Genomic DNA, 22313 nt, shown 5'->3' with positions numbered 1-22313 from the left:
TCTCCTGGCGGCTTGTGGTGGCTGGTTGCGGCCACTGTGCGCCGCCCGACTTACAGGCGACTTGTAGTCGCCTTGCGGGGCCCGCGGTACCTGTCCGACGATCGCACGATCGGACTCACCGGGGGTCGGAGCGGACCCACCTCACCCCGACAACGTCCGCCGGAAGAGAGCCTTGAGCTCATCGAAGTGATGTTCGCAGGCCTCGTGGTGATACGCCGCCAGATCGGACATCGTATACCCGTGCGGCGCACCGGGATAGACGGTCGCCGAGTGCGCCACGCCCCCACCGGTCAGGGCGTGCTCGAACTGCGCGACCGCCATCGCGGGCAGTGATGAGTCCTTGTCGGCGTGGATGGCGAGGACGAACGCGTCGATGCCGACGAGATGCAGGTGCGGACTGTCGTGGTCGTCGGTGACGAGGCCGCCGGTGTGGAACATGCCGACCGCGGCGACGTCGTCGGGCCGGGCGGCGGCGATGTTCAGCGCAAGCCGGCCACCCATGCAGTAGCCCGTGACACCGACACGTCCGGGTGCGACGCCCGGCAGCGACTGCAGCGCATCCAGGTAGGCGACGAGGTCGGGCCGTACCGCGTCGGGCGTGAGGGTCCGTGCCCGCGGCATCGCGGATCGGAAGAATGCGGTCCGCGCCTCGGGCAACAGCAGATCCTCGGTGGGCGCCCACTCGGCCGCGGACCCGTACCGGTGGAACAGGTGCGGCACCAGCACGACGTAACCCCAGGACGCGATGCGGTCGGCCATGGCCTCGATGCGAGGTCGTAGGCCGATCACATCGGTGAGGAACAGGACTCCCGAAGACGTCCCGGATGAATCGGGCCGTGCCACATAGGCTTCGGTCTCTCCGTCGGCCGCCGAGATGGTGATCGTCTCACCCGTCATGTCCACGCTCCTCTGCTCGGTTCACGCCCCGGGTCACAGATCACCGGGCAGTTTGTCCCTCCGGATCCCCCGCCAGCTGGGATGCCGCAGATGCCCGGCCGTCGTCCAGTCCATGAACCGGACCTCGCCGACGATCTTCGGCAGGACCCACACCGCGCTGGACTCGACGGGCCGGTCGAGTTTGTCCAGGAAGGGCGACCGCGAGATCTCCAACGGTCCGAGTTCCTCTGCAAGCGAACGCAACTGTGCGTCGGTGAAGCCGGTTCCCACGCGACCGACGTAGCGGAGTCCGGTCTCCTCGGGCAAACCGATGAGCAGGGAACCGATGGTGTGCGCGCGGTTGCCGCGGCCCGGCCGATATCCGCCGACCACGACCTCGATGTCGCTCCAGTTCTTGTGTTTCAGCCAGGTGGTCGACCGACGTCCCTGCTGATACACCGAGTTGCGGCGTTTGGCGACAACACCTTCCAGGTTGTGGTCACGGCTGTATTCGACGGCGGCCGATCCCGGTCCGGGGAGCAGCGGAGGCACTTCGACGAAGGCGGAGTTGCGGAACGCGGGCGCCAGCTCCTCGAGGAGTTCGCGTCGAACCGACCACGGCTTGCGCAGTAACGACGAGCCGTTCAGGAACAGGATGTCGAACAGGTGTAACCGCAACGAATACGGCTCGTCGGTGTGCCGACGCGAGGTCAGCAGCGTGAAATTGGTGCGGCCCGACGAGTCGATCGCGACGACCTCACCGTCGAGCACCACATCCATCAGACCGAGATCATCTGCGAGGCCGGCGAGTTCGGGGAAGTCGGCGGTCATGTCGATACCCGATCGGGAGGTGAGCCGGAACTCGCCGCCGACCGAACGGATGAGGAGCCGATATCCGTCCCATTTGCCCTCGAATGCCCAGTCTCGACCGTTGAGTCCGTCGATCGACTCGTCGGTCGCGAGCATCGGGCGCGGGTCGGTGAGGCTGTCGGGGACGATCGGACGCGGTTCGTCGCTCATCAGGTGGGCGAGCCAGTTCTTCTCGCCGGTCCGGATCAAGGCGTACCGTCCCTGCACGCGCTCGCCATGGAGGCGGACGATGACCTCTTTGTCCCGCCACTTCTCGAGCTCGAATGTGCCCCTGTCCCAGATGGACACGTGACCGCCGCCGTATTCGCCCGCCGGGATGTCGCCCTCGAACTCGGCGTAGTCCATCGGGTGGTCCTCGGTCTGCACTGCGAGCCGGTTCTGGTCGGGGTCGGTGGGCAGGTTCTTCGGTACGGCCCACGACACCAGGACCCCGTCGTGTTCCAGTCGGAAGTCGTAGTGCAACCGACGGGCGTGGTGCTCCTGGATCACGAAGATCGGTGCCCTCTCGGTCTGCGTATCCGAGGAATCAGGTTCTGCAGCAGAGCTCTCGGCTTCGATGCGATGTCGATGCGCTTCGTCGCCGAAGGGTTCGGGTGTCTTCGACTGGTCGCGCTTGCGCCGGTACTCCTTCAGGTTGATGACCTGTCCCGCCGCGGGCTCGACGACGACCTCCGGCTCGTCGTCGTAGGGATCGTCCAGGCCGTCGAGGAGATCGCCGAATTCCTCGACGCGTTCCAGCACCTCGGTGTAGAGCAGTTGGGAGAGTCCGGGGTCCTCCATCTCCTCCCAGGTGCGCGGCGCGGCCACCCACGGCTGCTCGCGTCCGCGCATCGAGTACGGCGCGAGAGTGGTCTTGGCGGCGGTGTTCTGGCTCCAGTCGATGAAGACCTTGTCGTCGCGCAGCGATTTGGACATCTTGGCGGTGATGAAATCACTGTGCTGACGGGCGAACTCGTTGGCGACCTCCTGCGCCACCTTGCGCGCCGCATCCGACGTCACGGGCTTCGGGAGCCGCGCGTAGAGGTGGATGCCCTTGCCGCCGCTGGTCACCGGGTACGTCGTCGCACCGCCGAGCCAGTTGCGGATCTCGCACGCCACCTCCGCGGTCCGGTGCAGCGGCACCCGCGGACCGGGATCGAGGTCGAACACGATGCGGTTGGCCATCGGCGCGCCGTCGGGCCCCATGGGAAGCCGCCACTGCGGCGTGTGGATCTCGAGCACGGCCATCTGCGCGAGCCAGACCAGCGTGGCGCGGTCGTCGGCCATCGCATAGTTGATGACCCGCTCGCTGTGCTGGATGCCGTGGCGTCGGATCCAGTCAGGTGCGCTCTCGGGAACGTTCTTCTCGAAGAACGGGGTCGACTCGACGCCGTTGGGCCACCGCTTACGGGTGATGAGGCGGTTGCGTACGTGGGGGAGGAGGACATCGGCGATCCGCGAGTAGTAGTCGATGACCTCGAACTTCCGCGTCCCCGTCGCCGGATAGAGCACCTTCGAGAGATTGGTGATCGAGATCCGCCGACCGTCGACCTCCAGTGTCTCGCCGCCTGCCATGCGTCCCATTGTCCACAACGCCGGTCAGAACGTCGCGCAGCTTGCCGCCATCCGGCCCGGATCCCTGGCAGAATGGCCCTCATGCGCTCGATCTGGAAGGGCGACCTCAGCTTTGGCCTGGTCAACGTGCCGGTCAAGGTCTATTCCGCGACCGAGAGTCACGACCGGAAGTCGTATCAGGTCGACTCGTCGGACGGAACCCGCATCCGTTATCGCCGCGTGCGCGAGGGCACCGACACCGAAGTCGACTACGGCGACATCGCCAACGCCTACGAATCCGAGTCCGGCGAGACCGTGATCCTCACCAAAGAAGACCTCGCCTCGCTGCCGGTGCAGAAGAGTCCCGAGATCTCGATCCTGGAGTTCGTACCCGCCGAGCAGGTCGATCCGATCTACTTCGACAAGCCCTACTACCTCGAACCGTCGTCGAAGTCGCCGAAGGCCTACGTCCTGCTGGCCAAGGCGCTGGAGGAGACGGACCGGCTCGCGATCGCCTCCTTCACCCTGCGCAACCGGACACGCGTGGCCGCGCTGCGCGTCGTCGACGGGGTGATGACGCTGCAGACGCTGCTGTGGCCCGACGAGGTCCGCAAACCCGACTTCGGCTTCCTCGACGACGACACCGAGATCCGCGATCAGGAACTGCAGATGGCGGCCTCGCTGATCGAGTCGATGGCATCGGACTACGACCCCTCCGAGTTCGAGGACACCTATCAGAACGAGCTGACGAAGCTCATCGAGGCGAAGTCCGAGGGTGGCGAGGCGTTCCCCGAATCCGACGACGAAGACAAGGACACCGAGGACTCCGACGTCGCCGATCTCCTTGCCGCGCTGCGCGCATCGGTGAAGGACCGCGGGGGATCGGATTCGAAGGATTCGGACTCGAAGGACACCGCGGCCAAGAAGGCACCGGCCAAGAAGGCTGCGGCGAAGACGACCGCGAAGAAGGCGCCGGCCAAGAAGACCGCTTCCAGGTCGACGGCGAAGAAGACCTCCTCGGGCAGCTCGGGGTCCGGCGAGTCCGGGAGCAAGTCCACAGCCAAGAAGGCGCCCGCCAAGAAGTCCTCGCGCAAGGCGAGCTGACCCGCACCGCCGGACAACAGCGGTCCGAAAAGGGTTGGCACCACCCCAGCGGGTTCGGGCAAGCTCGAAGGGTGACCTCCGCCGCCGACTCCCGTCTGCCCCGCGCGCTGCTGCCGTTCGCGCGTCGGCAGTACCGGCTGCTCGCGTCCGGACTGATCCTCGCCATGTTCGCCGACGGCGTGTGGACGATCGCGGTGATCTGGCAGATCATCGCGCTCGGCGGCGGGCCGGGTCAGGTGTCGCTGGCAACTGGCGTGGCCGCGGTGGGAATGCTCGTCTCCACGCTGGCCGGTGGCGTGCTCGCCGACCGTATTTCGCAGCGCCACATCATGATCGGCCTCGAGGTCGCGAAGATGGTCGCGTTCGGCGCGATCGGTCTGGCCTCGATCGCGGGCGTGCTGCAACTCTGGCACGTGGTGGTGGCCTCCCTGCTGGGCGGCATCACCACCGGGATGTACTACCCGGCCTATTCGGCGCTGCTGCCCGGCGTCGTCGCACCGTCGGAGCTGCAGGCGGCCAACGGGATCGAGGGCTTCTTCCGCCCGGTCGTCTTCCAGGCAGTCGGCCCGATGGTCGCCGGCGCCGTCATCGGTGCCTGGGCCCGGGCCCGCGGTGTTGATGGCGGCGGTCGCCGCGATCCTGTCGAGTGTCTGCTATCTCGGGATGGCCGCGGTCACCGCGCGCCGGTTCGGCGAGACGGGCGAGGACGCGCCGGAGGTCGTCGAGGGTGCGGGTGCCCGCCGGATCGTCGGCGACCTGGCCGAAGGTTTCGTCTACATGGCCCGGACCCCGTGGCTGTGGGGCACGCTGCTTTTCGCCTGCGTTTTGGTATTGGCGACGCTCGGCCCCATCGAGGTGCTCGTCCCGTTCGCATTACGTGAGCGCGTCGACGGCGGCGCGACCCAGCACGCCTGGGTGCTTGCCGGATTCGGACTCGGTGCGGCTGCGGCGTCACTGGTATTTGCCTCGATCCCGATGCCGCGCCGGTACCTCACCGTCATGTTCTCACTGTGGGCGTTCTCCAGCCTGCCGCTGGTACTGATGGGTCTCGCCGATTCGACGTGGATGTTCGTCGCCGCCGGTGTGACCATGGGCATCCTCTTCGACGGCCCGATGGTGCTGTGGGGAACGCTCTTACAGCGTCGGGTGCCGCCGGCACTGTTGGGTCGCATCGCCAGTCTCGACTTCTTCGTATCGGTCGCGCTGATGCCGGTGTCGATGGCGATCGCCGCCCCGGTCTCGTCGGCGATCGGCCTGACCGCCACGTTCGTGCTGGCCGGGTTGCTCCCGGTGCCGATCGCGTGGGCGTTCTACTTCGCGGCCGGCATGTGGCGCGACGAGATCGAGAACCCCCTTGTCGACGAGTCGAATCCGAAGTTGGTCGACTCCGCCGCGGTCCGTTGACGTGACCTGGAGCACATACTACGGTGACACATCATTCACAGGCATGACGTGACGTAGCGGAGTGGGCTCGGCGGATCGGCGCCGGAGCGCAGCCATTGCAGGAGGCGGAGACGATGGCGGTCTGCACGCCGGGTGACGTCCCGTCGATCATCACCGGCTACCTGGGGTTCGAGTGCGAGGGCGCGAATCCGATTGTCACGATCCGGAATCCGGCCGACCTCGAGCACTGGACGCAACCGGTCCTCGAGGTCACGATCATCCTCGGTGCCGTCCTCGCGCTGATCCACGCGATCCGCCGACTGCGTCGCGACGGCGACCCCACCAACCTGACGGTGTGGATCGGATCGTTGGTCTACCTGTTCGTGATCGAGCCGCCGCTGTACTTCCCGAACTGGTTCCACGCCGAAGAGGCGATGGGATTCATGTTCTCCCACAACGTGTTCACGGTCATGTTCATGTACGACCGGCTGCCGTTGTACATTGTCGCGTTCTATCCGGCCGTGAGCCAGGTCGCCTACGAGATCGTGCGGGCGTGGGGCTTCTTCGACGGGTCGAAGCGCTCCGCGCTGCGCGGCTCGCTCGTTCTGGCCCTGGTGTTCCAGACCTTCTACGAGATCTTCGACCAGCTCGGCCCGCAGCTCAAGTGGTGGGCGTGGAACGTCGACGCGCCGTATTATCGCGACACCCTCGCCCAGCTCCGAGCCCAGGGCATCGCCCCCGACGAGCTCGGCAATCCCGCCGCGGAGCCCACACTGGCCGCGGTGCCGTGGGGGAGCGTCTGGCTGTTCGCGACCGTCTCGTTCGCGGTTCTCGTCTACGTCGCGGTGCGCTTGGTGCAGATCCCGACCTCCCACGGACGCGCCCCGCGTGGATGGTCGTTGACCTGGCGCGTCGTAGTGTCCGGTGTTGTGGCCGTCGTCAGCATGCCACTGCTGTCCATTCCGACGGCGCTGTTCGGCCGCGACGAGAACGCGAATCACGACGCGCAGACCGTCGTCTACTGGGGAGAGATGGCCCTGGTGTGGGGCATCGGACTGACCCTTCTGTACGTGCAATGGCGACGCATGCGCAGCGACCCGACGCTGGGCGTCGACGACGCCCGCAGCGCTCGGCCCTTCCTCGTCGTGTTCCCGGTCCTGTTCCTCGGGGTGCACCTCGTACTGTGGTGCACCGCGCTGCCCGCCTACCTCGACGCCGAGGACGGAATCACCGCCGACAACACACCGATCGGGAGTCTCCCCTACGTGATCGCCTGCCTCGTGGTCGCTGTGGGCGTTCTCGGCGTCGCTGTCGTTCGGGGCCGGCGCACGGTCGACGACAGCCCGGCGGTCGCGGGAACACCGTCGACCGCAGGCGTGTGACAACGTCCGATTCGTCCACAGCTGGGTCTGCCCGTCGTGGACGGCGACGAGTCGAGCGCGATCAGTGCTGGAGAACCCGCGCGCGCCGTCGACGACGCTCGTCGTGAGTGTTTGCAGCAGAGGCGAACTCAGCTTCCAGTGCTGCCAGTACAGCGGGACGTCGATGTGGTGGTCGGCGATGAGGCGGACGCGACCGGTGTCGAGGGCGTCCGCGATCTGGACGACCGGGACGGCGCCCCAGCCGATGCCGAGCGTGACGGCGCGGTGGTATTCGGTCGACGCCGGGATGTAGACCGCGGGCGGGTCGACGGGCCGGCCGGCGAGGGCGGCCGAGATGTTCCGCTGGATGTGATCGTTGCGGTCGAACTGCACCATCGGGGCCCGGGCCAGTGCATCGGCATCGGGCCCGTCGGGTAGCCATGTGTCGATGAATTCCGGTGTGGCGACCGGCAGATAGCGCATCGTGCCGAGCGACTGCAGTGCGCACCCGCGGATCGCGAGTGGTTCCGAGGTCACCGCGGCGAGCACGTCGCCGGTGCGGAGCAGGGTGCTGCTGCGGGTTTCGTCGTCTCGGAAGACCTCGACCGCCACCGCGTGCTCCCGGTGGAATCGCGCGAGCACGGGCAGTAACCAGGTCGCGAGCGAGTCGGCATTCGTCGCGACCGGGAGATGGACACGGGGACGTTCGACCAGCGGCAGATCGTCGTCGTCGGGCGCGCCCACGAACTCGGCGCGGGTCTCGGCGAGCAGTAGTTCCCACTGCTTGGCCAACCGCACCAGCACCTCGCCATCGGGTGTGGCCGTCGCCGGCTTGGTCCGCCGGAGGAGTACCCGCCCGGCAGCGGACTCCAGCGCCTTGATCCGCTGGCTCACCGCCGACGGGGTGATGTGCAGGGCGGTGGCCGCGGCGTCGAAGGTGCCCTCGCGCAGGACCGCGGCCAGCGTGCGCAGGCCTTCCTGACTGATGTCCACGAGCCGAGGTTAGTGGTGTGTCCCGCCGGACAGGCGAGACACACCACCGCCGGCCGGATCAGGCGGGGACGGTGTCGCCCGCGGAGTCGGCCCGCCGTCCGCGCACCACGCCGAGTGCGAGGAGCGCGGCGCCGACGGCAATCCACCCGAGGAGAACGGCGACCTGTCCGGTGATGCTCGCCGCCGGGAAATACGCGACCGAACGGAGCAGCGTGCCGCCGGCGCCGGGCGGCAACCACTGGCCGATCGTTCCCCACGGCGCGGGCAACAGGTACGGCGACGATGCCAGCCCCGACAGCGGGTTGGAGATCAGCACCATCACCAGCGCGGACACCCCGACCCCGGCGGGGCCGAGCAGGCTGCCCGCACCAACCGTGAACCAGGTGATCGCTCCGATCATCAGGGCTGCGGCGAGTCCGACGGGGCCGATACCACCGTCGATGACGCCCAGCCATGACCACGTCGCCGCGAAACCGAACCCGGCCACGAGCGGCCCCAGGACCGCCAGCGTCGCCTGCATGGCGGCTCGGCCGCGCAACCCGATCGCGGCCGCCCCGCCGAGCGCCATGCCGGCGATCAGCAACGGCAACAGTCCGGCGGCGAAACCCGTTCCGCGGGCATCTGTCTCGGGAGTGGGGACCACGGATTCGACGGCGACCGGTACACGCTGGGCGGTGGCGATGCCGTTCCCGACCCCGGCGACGACCTGCGCCAGCACCGGCGAACCCGCCTCCGCGGTCAGCACCGTGACCCCGCCGGGCCCGACCGCGATCGCGCCGACCAGGTCGCGCCGTTCGATGGCGGCACGCGCGTCCTCGGTGTCGGCGAATCGTTCGACGGCGAAGGCGTCTTCACCGGCCCGGTCGGCGAGCGCCGTCTCGATCGCCTGTGCCGCGGGCGGCGGTGCGACGAGACCCAGTGGGGCTTGATGCGGCTCGGGATCGACGGCCAGTGACACGAACATCGCGGCGATCGCGATCACGAACGTCGGGATCAGCAGCGCCATCACCGCCACGAGGCGCCAACTGGGTGCCCGCCCGGTCGGGGGCGCACCGTCGGCCTCCGCGGTCGCAATGGGCGCCCGATCGCGCGAATCTGTCGAGTGCAGTTCAGTGCTCATGACCACTCCTAAAAAGAACGAATCTTCGTTTTTCTGAGTATGCGCGGAGAGCCGCGAGGAATCAAGAACGAATATTCGTTTTAGACTGTCGGCATGCCCAAGATCAGCGACGAACGCAAGCTCGAAAGAAGCCGGCAGATCCTCGCCGCCGCTCGCCGATGCTTCGTCGACAAGGGGTTCCACCGTGCGTCGATGTCTGACGTGATCCGGGAATCCGGGCTCAGTGCGGGTGCCGTCTACTCGTACTACTCGTCGAAAGAAGAACTGATCGCCGCCGTTGCGCGGTCGATCTTCGCCGCCTACGAGTCGGGGATCAGCAGCTTCGACGACCCGGTAGAGCAACCCCCGTCGCCTGAGGCGGTTGTACGCGCACTGGCCGAACGGGTCCTGCTGGAGATCGCGCCGATGACCGACGGCTTCCGGATGGTCCTGACGGTATGGGGTGAGGCCGCCAACAACCCGGAGCTGCGCGAGACCGTGCGCGACATCATCCGTGGACTGCGGGGCGTCTTCGAACGCGTGCTGACGGCCTGGCGGGCCGCGGGCCACGAATTGCCCGCGGAGCCTGCGGTGCTCGCGCAGGTGATGGTCTCGGCGATGCAGGGGGTGGTCGTTCAGCAGGGCCTGGTCGGTGACCTTGATGTCACCGACTACATCGAGGCCTTGTGCGCAGTTCTACGTGGCATCGGACTGGGCGACGAAATGTCCACAATCTGAAGTTCAACTGTTCATTCGTGAAAAAGTTTCGCTGTACTGACCGGGACGTGTCGCCCTAGCGTCGTCCCGGTGACCGCCTACCTCGTACCGACACTTGCCGGGCTCCTCACCGGCGCCGGTCTGATCATCGCCATCGGACCCCAGAACGTCTTCGTGCTGCGTCAGGGCGTCGCCCGCAGGCACACCGGTCAGATCGTGGCGGTCTGCGCCCTCTCCGACGTCGTACTCATCGTGGCAGGGGTGGCCGGCCTCGGCGCGCTCGTCGCCGCGCACCCGGAGGTGGTGACGTTCGCGAAAGCGGCCGGCGGACTGTATGTCGGGGCGTTGGGCGTCATGGCCGCCAGACGCTGTGTGCGCAGTGACGAGGCCATCGCAGCCGCCACCGACGAGATCGGGGCCGAGTCCACCGGCCGCTGGGTGGCGGTGGGTACGGCCCTGGCTCTGACCTGGCTCAACCCGCACGTCTACCTCGACACGGTCATCACCATGGGTGCCATCGCCAACGGCCACGGAAACGGCAAGTGGGCGTTCGCCTTCGGTGCCTGCATCGCGAGTGTCCTGTGGTTCACCGCGCTCGGCGGCGGAGCTCGGAGACTGTCCGGATTCTTCGCGAGTCCGCGGGCGTGGAAGATGCTCGACGCGGTGGTCGCGGTCATCATGCTGGGGATGGCGATCGCGCTGTTCGCGTCGATCTGACACGCATTCCGAGCATGTGCGGGGCGCTCGTCGGTGACCGGTGTCGTCACCCGGGATCCCCCGGCAGCCGGACAGGTGCAGGACCGCGGTGGATGCGACAAGGTGATCACGGTGGAGTCACCGAGGACTCAGATCGGACACTGCTGCGGCGCGAGTGGGGTGTTTCGGGTATCCCGGAGGGGTGACACCGCGCCGATCGGCCCCGACGGTGACTCGCGACACCACGATCCGCGAGCAGACGACGACGTTCGACGTGCGTGCGTTGGTGACCGATGTGCGCCATGTACTGGGCCGCGGCGACCTCGCCGCGGCTGCTGCCACCCTCACCTACTTCGCGGCGATCGCCGTCGTGCCGTGGGCGCTGCTGGGGATCTGGTCGACGACCTGGCTCCGCGGCCCGTCCGCCGAGGAGTCCCTGGCGGAGCTGCGCGTCCTCATCCCACCGGCCATGGGCGGCCGTGGCGTGTTCGACGAGGCCGTCGCGGTCGGTACCGGACTGACGCTGATGGGCGCACTGGTGTTGCTGTTCCCGGCGTCGTTCTACGGCGAGGGTCTTCGCCGCGCGTGTATGACGTTGTATCCGCGCGAGGACCGGTTCACGGGATGGCGGTCTCGGATCTGGGTGCTGGGATTGGTGGTCGTCGTGCCGCCACTGGCGTATGTGGTCGTCGGCGTCGCGGGCACACTCACGACGTTTGCGCCCGAGGGAGGCGGAACGGGTGGTTTCGGCGACCTCGTGGTCCGGATCGTGGTCGAGTTCATCGTCGTGTGGATGCTGGTCACGGTGGCCCTGACCTGGGTGTACTGGAAGGTGACGCCCGGTGAGCCATCACTCGGGGTGGCGGCGGCCAGCGCTCTCGGCACCGCGTCGTTCATCGCCGGATTCACCCAGGGCTTCCTGCTGTTCCTGTCCCTTCCGATCGATGTCGGGATCCCGTACGGCGGTCTCCGGGTGATCGGCGGGGTGGTGGCGGTCGGTTTGTGGCTGTACGTCGCGCACGTCATCGTCATCATCGGATGGGCGTTCGGGCAGGCGATCGAGAAGCAGAGGAGGGGACGTGTCCGCGGAGCCTGAGCGAGCGGGCCGGAGCCTCACGGCGGCGTCGGGTGCGGAGCGGACGGCGAGCGCCAGGGACGAGGCACTCGACTCGTGGTCGAGGCTCCACGGAGGGCTCGATCCGCGCGCGAGTTTCTGGGTCCGGAACTGGGTGCTCGTCAGCCACGCCTGTGCGCGACCGTTGGCCCGACTGGGCCTCACGCCGAACACCGTGACTGCTCTCGGAGTCATCGCCACCGCGATCGCGTTGTGTCTGACCATTCTCGGCGACTGGTGGCCGCTGCTCGCCGCACTCGTCATCGTCCTGGCCGCGCTCCTCGACGGGATCGATGGTGCCATCGCGGCCCAGACCGGAACGGCCTCGCGGTGGGGACGTATCAACGACTCGGTGGCGGACCGGTTCTCGGACGTGATGCTCGTCGGCATCGTGGTGGTCGTGGGTGCACCGCCATGGCTCGGCGCGACGATCGCGGTGCTCACCCTCATCCTCGAGATCACCCGCGCCACGGCGCAGGCGGTGGGCATGAAGGGGCCAGGCACAGTCACCGTGTGGGAGCGGCCGTCGCGGGTGATACTGGCGGTCGTCGCAACGGTGAGTGCGGGTTCGTGGTGGTGCGCGGGACTGAGTTCAGCCGTCGCGTCCGGCCTGGCCCTGTTCATCGCGGCGATCGGCGCGGCACTGGCGTTGATCGGGACGGTCCAGTTGGGGATCGCGGTGCGGAGGCAGACCCGACGGCTCGGATGAGTTCTCGTCGCGGGCGGCTCCCATCCGGACCGCGCACCGGTGACGAACAATGGTGCGAAGCGCAGCTCGCCCGATCCTGATGCGATGAGGAAATCTCGATGACGAACGACTCGGTGGTTCTCGCCGACGCCGACGGCCGCCCGTGCGGCACCGCCGACCGCGAGGGGGTGCACGGACCGGACACCCCGCTGCACTTCGCCTTTTCGTGCCATCTCGTCGTCGACGGCCGCATCCTCATGACACGCCGGGCGTTGTCCAAGCGCAGCTGGCCCGGGGTGTGGACCAACTCGTTCTGCGGTCATCCGCGCCCCGGCGAGGACGTCGTCGACGCCGTGCACCGGTATGCCCGGCGCGAGCTCGGTATCGAGGTGGCCGATGTCCGCTGCATCCTGCCGGACTTCCGGTACCGGGCGGTCGACGCGAGCGGCATCGTGGAGAACGAGATCTGCCCGGTGTTCGTCGCACGTCCGCTGGGAACACTTCGACCGGATCCCGATGAGGTCGCCGAGCACGCCTGGGCCGACGTCGCCGACGTGTGGTCGCTCGTCGCGAACACCCCGTGGGCGGTCAGTCCGTGGTTCGTCGAGCAGGTGCAGCAGCTGCCGTCCGACGACCCGGGTTCTGTGTACGACACCCATCCGGTGATGTCTCGGGTGTCGAATTCATGACGTCAGGCAATTGGCGTTCAGTCACCAGGTCGAGGAGCGGTCGGATGATGCACATTCCCGGTCATACTCAAGTGATCCCACCTCACCGGCGATACGACGAGGTCGCGGAAGCCTGCGCGGCGATGGTGATCAGGTCCTACTCGAGTTCGTTCGGACTCGCTTCGCGTCTGCTCACGCCGCGGATTCGGCGCGACGTCCAGAACATCTACGCGCTCGTGCGGGTGGCCGACGAGATCGTCGACGCCCCGCGCCCGGAGCAGGGGCTCGTCGACCGCAGCAATGAACTCGACCAGCTCGAGGAGCAGACCAGCGTCGCGCTCGTCACCGGGTCGAGCAGCAACCTCGTCGTCCACGCCTTCGCGCAGACCGCCCGCCGGGTCGGCATCGATCTTGATCTGGTCGGCCCGTTCTTCGACTCGATGCGCAGCGATCTGACTCAGGTCCAGCACGACTTCGAGTCGCTGGCCACCTACATCTACGGCTCGGCCGAGGTGGTCGGTCTGATGTGCCTGCGGGCGTTCCTCGCCGACGAGCCGAAATCCGCCGCCCGGTACGACCAGCTCGCACCCGGCGCCCAACGGCTGGGCGCGGCCTTCCAGAAGATCAACTTCCTCCGCGACTTCGGCGAGGACAGCGACGGGTTGGGGCGGCGCTACCTGGTCGGCCTCGATCCCGACGATCCGGCGGACTCCGCCTGGTCGCTCTGGCTGGACGACATCGACCTCGACCTGACCGCCGCTGCGGCCGCCATCCCGCACCTGCCGGCGAGCAGCCGCGTCGCGGTGTGCACCGCGCACGACCTGTTCGCCGAGCTGACCGCCCGCCTTCGCGAGTCGTCGGCCACCGAGGCCCGCCGTACCCGCGTCCGCGTCCCGAACGCCGGCAAGGCGAAGATCGCGGCGGCCGCCGTCGCCCGCCGCGGCATGCCGCGACCCGCATGTGCCGACGCCGCCGGTCTGAACAGAAGGAAGAGCAACGTATGAGCGAGTCCCGACGCGTCGTCGTCATCGGTGGCGGAGTCGCCGGCCTGGCCACCGCCGCCCTCCTCGCCCACGACGGGCACGACGTCGAACTCGTGGAGAAGAACGACGACCTCGGTGGTCGGGCCGGTACCTGGGATCGCGACGGGTTCCGCTTCGACACCGGTCCGTCGTGGTGGTTGATGCCGGAGGTGTTCGACCATTTCTTCGAGATGCTCGGGACGTCGACCGCCGAGCAGCTCGATCTCGTCCGCCTCGACCCCGGTTACCGAGTGTTCTTCGACGACAACGGGTCCGACGAGAAGCCGATCGACGTGTTCGGTGACCAGGACCGGAACCGTGCGCTCTTCGACGAGATCGAGCCCGGCGCGGGAGCCGCACTCGACGACTATCTGCGCACCGGCAGGCAGGCGTATGACCTTGCCGTGGAACGGTTCCTGTACACCAGCTTCGACTCGCCACGTGCCTTCCTCGGCCTGCCGGTGTTGCGGCACGCGAAAACGCTTGTCACGCTGCTGACGACCTCGCTGCAGTCCTACATCGCGGCCCGCTTCACCGACCGCCGGCTCCGCCAGGTCCTCGGGTATCCGGCGGTGTTCCTCGGTTCCTCGCCCGAGCGCACCCCTGCGATGTATCACCTGATGAGCTGGCTCGACCTCGCCGACGGTGTGCGGTACCCCAACGGCGGCTTCACCACCCTGGTCGACGCGCTGGAGCGGGTTGCGCGGGAACGGGGCGTACGCATCTCCACCGGCACGGCCGCGACCGCCATCCTCACGCGGGAACGCGCGGGGAAACGGTCCACGCCGTCGCGTCGTCGCGCCGAGGTGGCCGGCGTCCGCGTCGAAGGAGCCGACGGTATACCGCGAGAACTGGTCGCGGACATCGTGATCGGTGCCACCGATCTGCACCATCTCGAGACTCGGTTGCTGCCCCGGGAACTCCAGACCTTCCCCGAACGGTACTGGGACCGCGCCACCTCCGGCCCGGGGGCGGTGCTCGCACTCCTCGGCGTACGCGGTGAGATTCCCGAGTTGGCGCATCACTCCCTGTTCTTCACCGAGGACTGGAAGACCAACTTCGACGCCATCTTCGAGAGTCCCACGCGCGTACCGGACCCGGCGTCGCTCTATGTGTGCAAGCCGTCGGCCACCGACCCGTCGGTCGCGCCGTCCGGCTCGGAGAACCTCTTCATCCTGGTGCCCGTCCCGCCCGACCCGGGTCTCGGCCACGGCGGCGTGGACGGCGGCGGCGACCCCGACATCGAGAAGGTGACCGACCGGGCCATCGCGATGATCGGACAGTGGGCAGGTGTTCCCGATCTCGCCGATCGTGTCGTCGTCCGCCGCACCATCGGCCCCGCGGACTTCGTCGACTCGGTCAACTCGTGGTGTGGCGGAGCCCTCGGCCCGGCGCACACGCTGCGGCAGAGCGCGTTCCTGCGCTCGACGAACCGGTCACGCAAGGTCGACGGGCTCTACTACGCCGGGTCGAGCACCCGTCCCGGCATCGGCCTGCCGATGTGCCTCATCAGCGCCGAACTCATCCGGAAGAAGCTCCGCGGCGACCGGTCGGTGGGGCCGATGCCGGTCGCGACACGCTGACCTGCGCCGGAAGGTTTGGAACGCAGATCATCCGGGTATGGTCGCGTGACAGGGCTCACAGCGAGCGGCGCGAAAGGTACCGGTGAAATGGAGAACTCACGGACGAATGCATGGTGGCGCGGCCCGCGATGGACGTGGTCTCGTCAGCACCTGACCCCCGAAGAGCGCCGGAACCTCCAGGCCTCCCGTGTTCCGGTGGCGGTCGTGACGGCGTCGCTGGGTGGACATGCGTACAGCTATCGCGACCGGGTCTGATCTGACGCTTCCAGGTCCCACGACTCGCTGATCGCATCGTGGCGATGGTGATTGAAGCAGGTGCTCGATCACCGTACGGTGTACGGGAAAACCGCAGTGCACGAAGTGACGCTCAGAAGCGAGCCGACGATGCCGAAAACCCAGCACACCGCGCCACGCTGGCTCAAGCCGATGAACAAGCTGTTCCTGCTGCTGCAGCGGCTCGGCGGGATGAAGCAGCTACCAGTTCTCGTCGTCGCCGGACGGCGCACCGGCAAGCCGCGACGGACGCCGCTCACCGTGATCGACCTGAGCGGCGAGCGCTACCTTCTCGAGGGCTTTCCCGGGGCGGACTGGGCACGCAACGTCCGAGCGGCCGAGGGACGTGCCCAGCTGTCGGTTGGAGGCACGATGAGCGACGTCCGCCTCGTCGAACTCTCGGCCGATCAGGCCGTTCCGGTGCTACGCGCCTGGCCGGAGCTGGCGGGCACCGACGGCCCGAAGATGATGAAGGACGCGGGAGTCGTCGACGACGTGACCCCGGAAGCCTTCGCTGCCGCGGCGGGCCGATGCGCCGTGTTTCGGATCGATCCGCGCTGACGGCTCCGATGAGCAAGGCCTATCGGTCAGTGACTCACGGCCGGACCGATCAGCTCCGCCACGATCTTCGCCGACATGACGACAAGCGGCAGACCGCCGCCGGGATGCGACGACCCGCCGACGAGGTAGAGGCCCGGTACCGGTGAGGTGTTCGACGGCCGGAGGAACGCCGAGCGGGGTCCGTTCGACGACGATCCGTAGATCGAGCCACCTGGCGTCCTGGTCCGGCGTTCGAGGTCGGCGGGCGAGACGATGAGACGGTGACGGACCCGTCCGGTCACATCGAGCCCACGGTCGGCCATCACGTCGAGGATCCGGTCGGCGTAGGAGTTCGCCAGCCCGTTGGCGTCCCAGTCGACGCCGTGCTCGGGGTCGTGGCGGGGTGCGTTCACCAGCACGAACCACGCCCCGGTTCCCGGGGCGGGCACGATCTCGGGATCGGCGGGAGCCGAGATGTACACGGTCGGTCGCGCGACCGGACGCGGTGAGCCGCGGAATCCGAAGACCGCGTCGAACTCCTCGTCGTAGTCCTCGGCGAACAGCACCTGGTGGTGCGGCGCAGCGGGCGGATGGTCGAGGGCGAGGAGGAGGACGAACCCGGACAGCGACGGCGTCGTCCGTCGCAGCAGCGCCGCGGGCCGACGCGCGGCGCGACGCGGTACGAGACGGTCGTAGACCTGCTGGGCGTCGGCGTTCGCGACGACCAGATCGGCTGGGCGCCGGCTTCCGTCGGACAGCACCACGCCATCGGCCCGGCCGGTGTGGTCCACGGAGATCCGGTCGACCTCGACACCGAGCTCGACTCGCCCGCCGAGTTCGATGAGACGGTCGTGCATCGCGGTGGCGATGCGGCCCAATCCGCCTCGTACATACCATGATCCGAACGCCTGCTCGGACCACGGCACGGACGCGAGCGCCGCCGGCGCGCGGCGCGGGTCGGAACCGGTGTAGGTCGCGTAGCGGTCCAGCAGCATCCGCAGGCGCGGGTCGTCGAGGTAATCCTCGCCGAGTCCGCGCAGCGTTCTCCATGGCGCGACGGTCCGCACATCCGACGGCGTGGCGATTCCGCCGATCATCGTGCGGATGCTCATCGGCGATTCCAGGAAGGGTTCGTGTGTGACGTCCCAGACACGTTGTGCGCGTTCCAGAAACGATGACCACTGGGCGCCTCGCCCATGCCCCAGTGCGGCGTCGAGGGCGGCGGGGATGTCGTCGAGCCTTCCCGGCATGTCCAGTTCGGTGCCGTCCGGGAAGCGGTAGTGCGCGGCGACGGGGAGTCGTTCGAGGGTCAGATGGTCGTGGATCGACGATCCGGTGGTGTCGAAGAGTTCTTCGAAGACGTGCGGCATCGTGACGAGCGACGGCCCGGTGTCGAACACGAACCCGTCGTGCTCGATGACACCGAGTTTGCCGCCCACATCGTCGAATTGCTCGAGAACGGTGACGTCGTGGCCGGTCGCGGCGAGGCGCATCGCGACGGAGAGTCCGCCGACGCCCGCGCCGATCACCAGGACCCGTGTCATCGACGGACCTCGATGGGGCGCCCCTTCCATTGCAGGTCGCCGCGCTGTCGGGCCAGGGTCGAATCGACTGCGAGACCGGTGAAGACGAGGACGGAGAGCGGATGGGCGAAGGCGTCCGGCCATCCGCGTCCGCCGGTGCAGCGTGCGGACACCACCCGTGAGGCCACCCCGGCCAGGTATCCGACGAGACCCGTCCGGGAGCCGAACAGCGCTGCTGCCGCGGGGAGTACGTACATCAGGCACAGCAGACCGGTGACGCCCAGCGTCCCGCCCGGCGACCCGAAGGCCGACCACAGCGACTTGCGGTAACCCGCGCGGACCTCGTCCCAGCCGCGGTACATACGGCAGGTGGCGACGTCGCTTCCCTCGGCCACGACGCCGCGACCGCCGGCCGCCTTGACGGCGCGCAACAGGGCGATGTCCTCGAGGACCACGTCGTGCACCGCCTCGTGACCGCCGGCACGACGATACATCGCGGCATCGACGACCAGGAACTGACCGTTTGCGGCGGTGAGGGATTCGCGCGGTGAGCGCTCGGCGAGACCGAGGGGCAGGGTGCTCAGCCAGGACCACTGCAGCAGCGGTTGCACCAGTCGCTCGCCCGCGCCGACCGCGACCTGCCGGGGGTACGGGCTCACCAGATCGAGTCCGGCGTTGCGGAGCAAGGCGAACGATGAGGTGAACGCGTGGGGCTCGACCACGACGTCCGCGTCGAGGAAGACGTGGACCCCGCCGGGGAACGCCTTCTCCGCGAGTTGGGCGCAGGCCCAGGTCTTTCCGAGCCACCCGGGAGGAGGCGCCGAGCCGGGGTGGACACGAACCCGGTCGTCCATCGAGGCCAGGCGGGCGAGCACGGCGTCGGTTCCATCCGCCGAGCCGTCGTCGAGCACGTGGATTCGGGCCGGTCCTGGCCAGCGATCCGCCGCCTCGAGGACGGCCAGTAGGCAGCGTTCGGCGTTGTGCGCCTCGTCGCGCATCGGGATGAGAACCGACAGTGGTTCCGGCGCCGGGATGTCGGCGAGATCGGGCCGACGGACCCGGCGGGCGTTGTCGAGGGTCAGGGCCAGCGACGCCAGCGACAGCGCGGTTCCCGTCGCGACCAGCGGCCGCAGCAGGTCAGACACCCGCACGGCGACCCCTGATCTCGACGACGAGCAGCGGGATGGCGATGACACCCATGAGGAGACCGCCGGTGAGGGCGACGGACGGACGGCCGAAGAACACCGCGTGCGCCATCACCGAGGAGAAGTAGGTCCACAGGTATGCGGTGATGGGCACGGCGTCCATCCCGGAAGATCCGGTCGCGTCGGGATCGTCGCGGCGGATCAGGAGGTCGAGCACGCCGACGATGAGAAACGAGACCAGCAGCCAGCCCGCGAAATTCGTCAGCGGGATGTCGGCGACCCCGGGCAGCGACGGCGTCGGGTACCGCCACACCCAGTTGCCCTGGTCGACCATTTGCGGATCGAGGAACACATCCCACGCCGTGAGTGCATACGCACCCACGACGGCGGTGGCGGGCCGAACCCACCGTCCGGCGATCCCCACCGCACGGACGAGTCGTCGGGTCACGACCAGCGCGGGCCACGACATCATGATCCAGGCCAGCGGGACCAGGACCGGCACGCCGAGGACCTTCAGCCCCAGCCCGTCGGTGTACTCGTATGTGCCGAACGGGAACCCGGTGCTCACACCGACGGATTCGGCGATCAGCCCGCCACCGCCGGCCACCACCGCGAGGGCGACCGCGGCGGCGGCGCCGCGGGTTGCGGCGACGTGGACGAGCGAGGCCGACGCCAGGAGCAGCACGCTCGCGACGGTCAGCGGCAGGGTGCCGCCACCGGTCAGCGGAAACGCGATCTGGACGCCGATCGTCGCGGCCAGCAGGATCCACGCCAGGGTGACCAGGCCGCGGTTCCAGGGCGCGGTGCCGTCGGTTCGTCGCGATCGCGACGATTGGTCCGATCGGTGCGAAGTGGAGCCGTCCAGGAGACTCACGCCGGTCTCCCCTCATACGTGCCGACGACCTCGGTGACGGCCAAGCGGGCGAACAATTCCTCGGCATACCAGCGCGACGGTGCGGTCCGCCGAACCGCCGACAGATGTGCGGGGGAGCGGTAGGCGAAGCCGGTGAGGTCCTGCGCCGAATCCCAGATCGAGAACGTGCCCTGCACCCCGAGCGGGAGCTCGCCGACGCCGAGGGCCAATCGATTGCCCTGTGCCCCGGCGAGTTCCGTCGCCACCGGCGGGACGGCACGCCAGAACGATGCCATCTTCGTGGGCCGGAGGCGTGCCCGGGTCAACGCGGCGACCGGGCCCGTCCAATCCGGTCCGGACGCGTCGTGGTCTATCGACGATCGCACCGTCTCGAACGGGTCGACGCGCGACCATCGGCCCTTCGACCGAAGTGGTCGCATGGTGATCCGGAGTTCCTCCGTGCTGGACTCCCGCCATCGACGAAACACGACGGAATCGCTTGCGGCCGAAGCAGCGTCGGCGTCGTGCCATACCGTCAGCGCGGCCCAGTGTCTCAGGTCGGCGCTCTCGAGGGTGAAAGTGCGTGCGGTGCCGGTGCCCAGCAGTTTGGCGAAACGCAGACCGGGGGTACGGCGCAGCACCCGTCGACCCGACGACATCCGGCCGAGCGCCGGTAGCACACGGTCGACACCCCAGACGCGGAGTTCGACCGTCGGCCCGGCGGGAGCGGTCATGCGCGCCGCCACACGCAACGTTCGATGAGGGCGGTCAGTGCGTGCCGGCTCGCCGGGTCCATCGGAGCGGCGTCGACGATGCCGAGCGCTTCCGCGTGCAGGTCGGCGATACGCTGTTCCACTCGTTCGACGGCGCCGGTGGAGTACAGGACCTCACGCATCCGCGCGGCACCGTCGGCGTCGAGGTCCGGATTGCCGAGACCGTCGGCGAGCACGCGGCGCTCCATCCGTCCCGCCGATTCCTCGGCCGCCGCGATGAGCATCGTGCGCTTGCCTTCCCGTAGGTCGTCGATGGCGGGTTTGCCGGTGACCTTCTCGTCGCCGAAGACGCCCAGGATGTCGTCGCGGAGCTGGAAGGCCTCGCCGGCGGTGATGCCGATCCGATCGTATGCCTCGAGGAGCGCCGACGAGGCACCCGCGAGCGTGCCGCCCAGCCGCAGCGGCTGACCGATCGTGTACCGCGCACTCTTGTAGCGCAGCACGCGAGCCGTGCGATCGGCGTCGGTGGTGTCCTCGGTCTGACTCAGCATGTCCAGGTACTGGCCCGCGTAGGCCTCGTCGCGCATCACCGACCAGGTGTCGCGGACCGCGCGTCGGATGTCCGCGGACACGTCGTCCACCGCGGCAGCGGCGAGGTCGTCGGACCAGGACAGGCACATGTCGCCGACGAGGATCGCGACGGCGGTGCCATGGCGCTCGGCGTCCCCACGGCGTCGCGCGCGCAGATGATCGTCGGCGAAATGCCGATGCACGGTGGGCAGGCCGCGCCGGACGTCGCTGTCATCCATCACGTCGTCGTGCACGAGGGCGGCGAGATGGAACAGTTCGATGGCGGCCGCCATCTCGACGATGCCCGCGACGTTCCGGCCCCCGGCGGCGCCTCGGGCGCCCCAGAGGCAGAACGACGCGCGCAGGCGTTTACCTCCGCCGATCCGCGCCGAGAGGACGTCGATCGCCGGCGTCAATTCCCCGCCGACCTGCTGCAAGGTGGTGGCGTGGCGGCGAAAGTGCGCCGCCAGCAACTCTTCGACGAGTTCGAGATCCGTCGTCGAGGCGCTGATCGGGTGCAGATCGGGAGCCGGGGATGCCGACTGTGCAGGCGGCGCCGACGAGTCGGTCATCTCGGCGGTCGGTGTCATGACGGAGCCCTTCGAAAGTCCGGGGGGAGCGGTCGGTTACCCCGTCTTCGGAGCCGCGATCGCGAGCGGATGGGTGACGGCCGCGGTACCGGTAGCGTGAGACCCATGGCTGTGGATGCAACGGTGCCCGTGGTGGCAGTCGGTCTCGTCGGTGGTTTCGCGGTCGCGCGCTACAGCGGGCGACGCGAACTGGGCGGAGTCGTGCTCGGCACGGCCGGTGCCTGGTGCACTCGCCGGTGGGCGTCGACGAAGGGCCCCGCGGTCGCGGGCGGTCTGCTGGCCGGTTACCTGGCGGCGTTCGGCGGCTCGCACCCGCTGGCGAAGAAGATCGGCGCGTGGCCGTCGGTCGCGGCCGTGACGGTCGCCGCGGCCGGCGCCACCGCCGTCGCCACACGCTGA

General features: G+C 68.5%; 19 protein-coding genes and 2 pseudogenes. 12 read left to right on the top strand and 9 right to left on the bottom strand.

Going from position 1 to position 22313, the window contains the following annotated elements:
• Positions 1-141: 141 nt before the first annotated feature.
• Both QAD21_RS22310 and QAD21_RS22305 read right to left on the bottom strand, forming a co-directional pair.
• On the bottom strand, positions 142-897 hold the full coding sequence (locus tag QAD21_RS22310; protein ID WP_165629409.1) for a dienelactone hydrolase family protein: 756 nt from the start codon (positions 895-897) through the stop codon (positions 142-144).
• A 33-nt stretch (positions 898-930) separates the two neighbouring features.
• Positions 931-3300: an ATP-dependent DNA ligase gene (locus tag QAD21_RS22305; protein WP_277243555.1), complete on the bottom strand. Its 2370-nt coding sequence runs from the start codon at positions 3298-3300 to the stop codon at positions 931-933.
• A gap of 72 nt (positions 3301-3372) precedes the next feature.
• Here QAD21_RS22305 and QAD21_RS22300 point away from each other — a divergent pair, with 72 nt between their 5' ends.
• From QAD21_RS22300 to QAD21_RS22290, 3 genes and pseudogenes are all read left to right on the top strand, one after another.
• Positions 3373-4383, top strand: a complete 1011-nt coding sequence (locus tag QAD21_RS22300; protein WP_165629411.1) for a Ku protein — start codon at positions 3373-3375, stop codon at positions 4381-4383.
• A gap of 71 nt (positions 4384-4454) precedes the next feature.
• Positions 4455-5787: pseudogene (locus tag QAD21_RS22295) on the top strand (MFS transporter).
• 113 nt (positions 5788-5900) lie between these two features.
• Positions 5901-7148, top strand: coding sequence for a hypothetical protein (locus QAD21_RS22290; protein WP_165629413.1), 1248 nt, complete (start codon positions 5901-5903; stop codon positions 7146-7148).
• Between the two features lie 81 nt (positions 7149-7229).
• Here QAD21_RS22290 and QAD21_RS22285 read toward each other — a convergent pair.
• Positions 7230-8120, bottom strand: a pseudogene (locus tag QAD21_RS22285) (LysR family transcriptional regulator ArgP); the annotation flags it as partial.
• A 58-nt stretch (positions 8121-8178) separates the two neighbouring features.
• Positions 8179-9240, bottom strand: coding sequence for an ABC transporter permease (locus QAD21_RS22280; protein WP_165629415.1), 1062 nt, complete (start codon positions 9238-9240; stop codon positions 8179-8181).
• Between the two features lie 93 nt (positions 9241-9333).
• On the opposite strand from QAD21_RS22280, the gene QAD21_RS22275 reads away from it, so the two are divergent.
• The 8 genes from QAD21_RS22275 (at position 9334) to QAD21_RS22240 (ending at position 16541) form a co-directional block, all read left to right on the top strand.
• On the top strand, positions 9334-9957 hold the full coding sequence (locus QAD21_RS22275; protein ID WP_165629416.1) for a TetR/AcrR family transcriptional regulator: 624 nt from the start codon (positions 9334-9336) through the stop codon (positions 9955-9957).
• Positions 9958-10026: 69 nt separating this feature from the next.
• Positions 10027-10653 (top strand): LysE/ArgO family amino acid transporter, encoded by a 627-nt coding sequence (locus tag QAD21_RS22270; protein ID WP_165629417.1) that lies wholly within the window; start codon positions 10027-10029, stop codon positions 10651-10653.
• Between the two features lie 208 nt (positions 10654-10861).
• Positions 10862-11728, top strand: coding sequence for a YhjD/YihY/BrkB family envelope integrity protein (locus QAD21_RS22265; protein WP_058252292.1), 867 nt, complete (start codon positions 10862-10864; stop codon positions 11726-11728).
• Positions 11712-12455: a CDP-alcohol phosphatidyltransferase family protein gene (locus tag QAD21_RS22260; protein WP_165629418.1), complete on the top strand. Its 744-nt coding sequence runs from the start codon at positions 11712-11714 to the stop codon at positions 12453-12455. Before QAD21_RS22265 ends, QAD21_RS22260 begins: the two co-directional genes overlap by 17 nt.
• Positions 12456-12553: 98 nt before the next feature.
• Positions 12554-13123 (top strand): isopentenyl-diphosphate Delta-isomerase, encoded by a 570-nt coding sequence (idi, locus tag QAD21_RS22255; RefSeq protein ID WP_165629419.1) that lies wholly within the window; start codon positions 12554-12556, stop codon positions 13121-13123.
• A 44-nt stretch (positions 13124-13167) separates the two neighbouring features.
• Positions 13168-14106, top strand: coding sequence for a squalene/phytoene synthase family protein (locus QAD21_RS22250; RefSeq protein WP_068970297.1), 939 nt, complete (start codon positions 13168-13170; stop codon positions 14104-14106).
• Positions 14103-15707, top strand: a complete 1605-nt coding sequence (crtI, locus tag QAD21_RS22245; protein WP_137810709.1) for a phytoene desaturase family protein — start codon at positions 14103-14105, stop codon at positions 15705-15707. The genes QAD21_RS22250 and crtI (QAD21_RS22245) overlap by 4 nt, the downstream gene beginning before the upstream one ends.
• Before the next feature lie 384 nt (positions 15708-16091).
• On the top strand, positions 16092-16541 hold the full coding sequence (locus QAD21_RS22240; RefSeq protein WP_165629420.1) for a nitroreductase/quinone reductase family protein: 450 nt from the start codon (positions 16092-16094) through the stop codon (positions 16539-16541).
• A 26-nt stretch (positions 16542-16567) separates the two neighbouring features.
• Here the strand turns inward: QAD21_RS22240 and crtI (QAD21_RS22235) are convergent, their stop codons facing one another.
• Genes crtI (QAD21_RS22235) through QAD21_RS22215 form a run of 5 tightly spaced genes read right to left on the bottom strand, consistent with a single transcriptional unit; the run spans position 16568 to position 21914 of the window.
• On the bottom strand, positions 16568-18064 hold the full coding sequence (gene crtI, locus QAD21_RS22235) for a phytoene desaturase family protein (RefSeq protein WP_165629421.1): 1497 nt from the start codon (positions 18062-18064) through the stop codon (positions 16568-16570).
• Positions 18061-19194 (bottom strand): glycosyltransferase, encoded by a 1134-nt coding sequence (locus QAD21_RS22230; RefSeq protein ID WP_165629422.1) that lies wholly within the window; start codon positions 19192-19194, stop codon positions 18061-18063. The genes crtI (QAD21_RS22235) and QAD21_RS22230 overlap by 4 nt, the downstream gene beginning before the upstream one ends.
• Positions 19181-20062, bottom strand: a complete 882-nt coding sequence (locus QAD21_RS22225) for a carotenoid biosynthesis protein (RefSeq protein WP_165629423.1) — start codon at positions 20060-20062, stop codon at positions 19181-19183. The genes QAD21_RS22230 and QAD21_RS22225 overlap by 14 nt, the downstream gene beginning before the upstream one ends.
• Positions 20059-20775 carry a monooxygenase gene (locus QAD21_RS22220; RefSeq protein WP_165629424.1) on the bottom strand — a complete coding sequence of 239 codons (717 nt, stop codon included), beginning with the start codon at positions 20773-20775 and terminating at the stop codon, positions 20059-20061. The genes QAD21_RS22225 and QAD21_RS22220 overlap by 4 nt, the downstream gene beginning before the upstream one ends.
• Positions 20772-21914 (bottom strand): polyprenyl synthetase family protein, encoded by a 1143-nt coding sequence (locus tag QAD21_RS22215; RefSeq protein WP_165629425.1) that lies wholly within the window; start codon positions 21912-21914, stop codon positions 20772-20774. The genes QAD21_RS22220 and QAD21_RS22215 overlap by 4 nt, the downstream gene beginning before the upstream one ends.
• 105 nt (positions 21915-22019) lie before the next feature.
• Between QAD21_RS22215 and QAD21_RS22210 the strand changes: the two genes are divergently transcribed.
• On the top strand, positions 22020-22313 hold the full coding sequence (locus QAD21_RS22210) for a hypothetical protein (protein WP_205333657.1): 294 nt from the start codon (positions 22020-22022) through the stop codon (positions 22311-22313).

The organism is Gordonia sp. SMJS1, assembly GCF_029866425.1.
Classification (GTDB): Bacteria; Actinomycetota; Actinomycetes; order Mycobacteriales; family Mycobacteriaceae; genus Gordonia; species Gordonia hongkongensis.
Note: the sequence above shows the minus strand (reverse complement) of the source record. Positions and strands in the feature narration are given on the sequence as shown.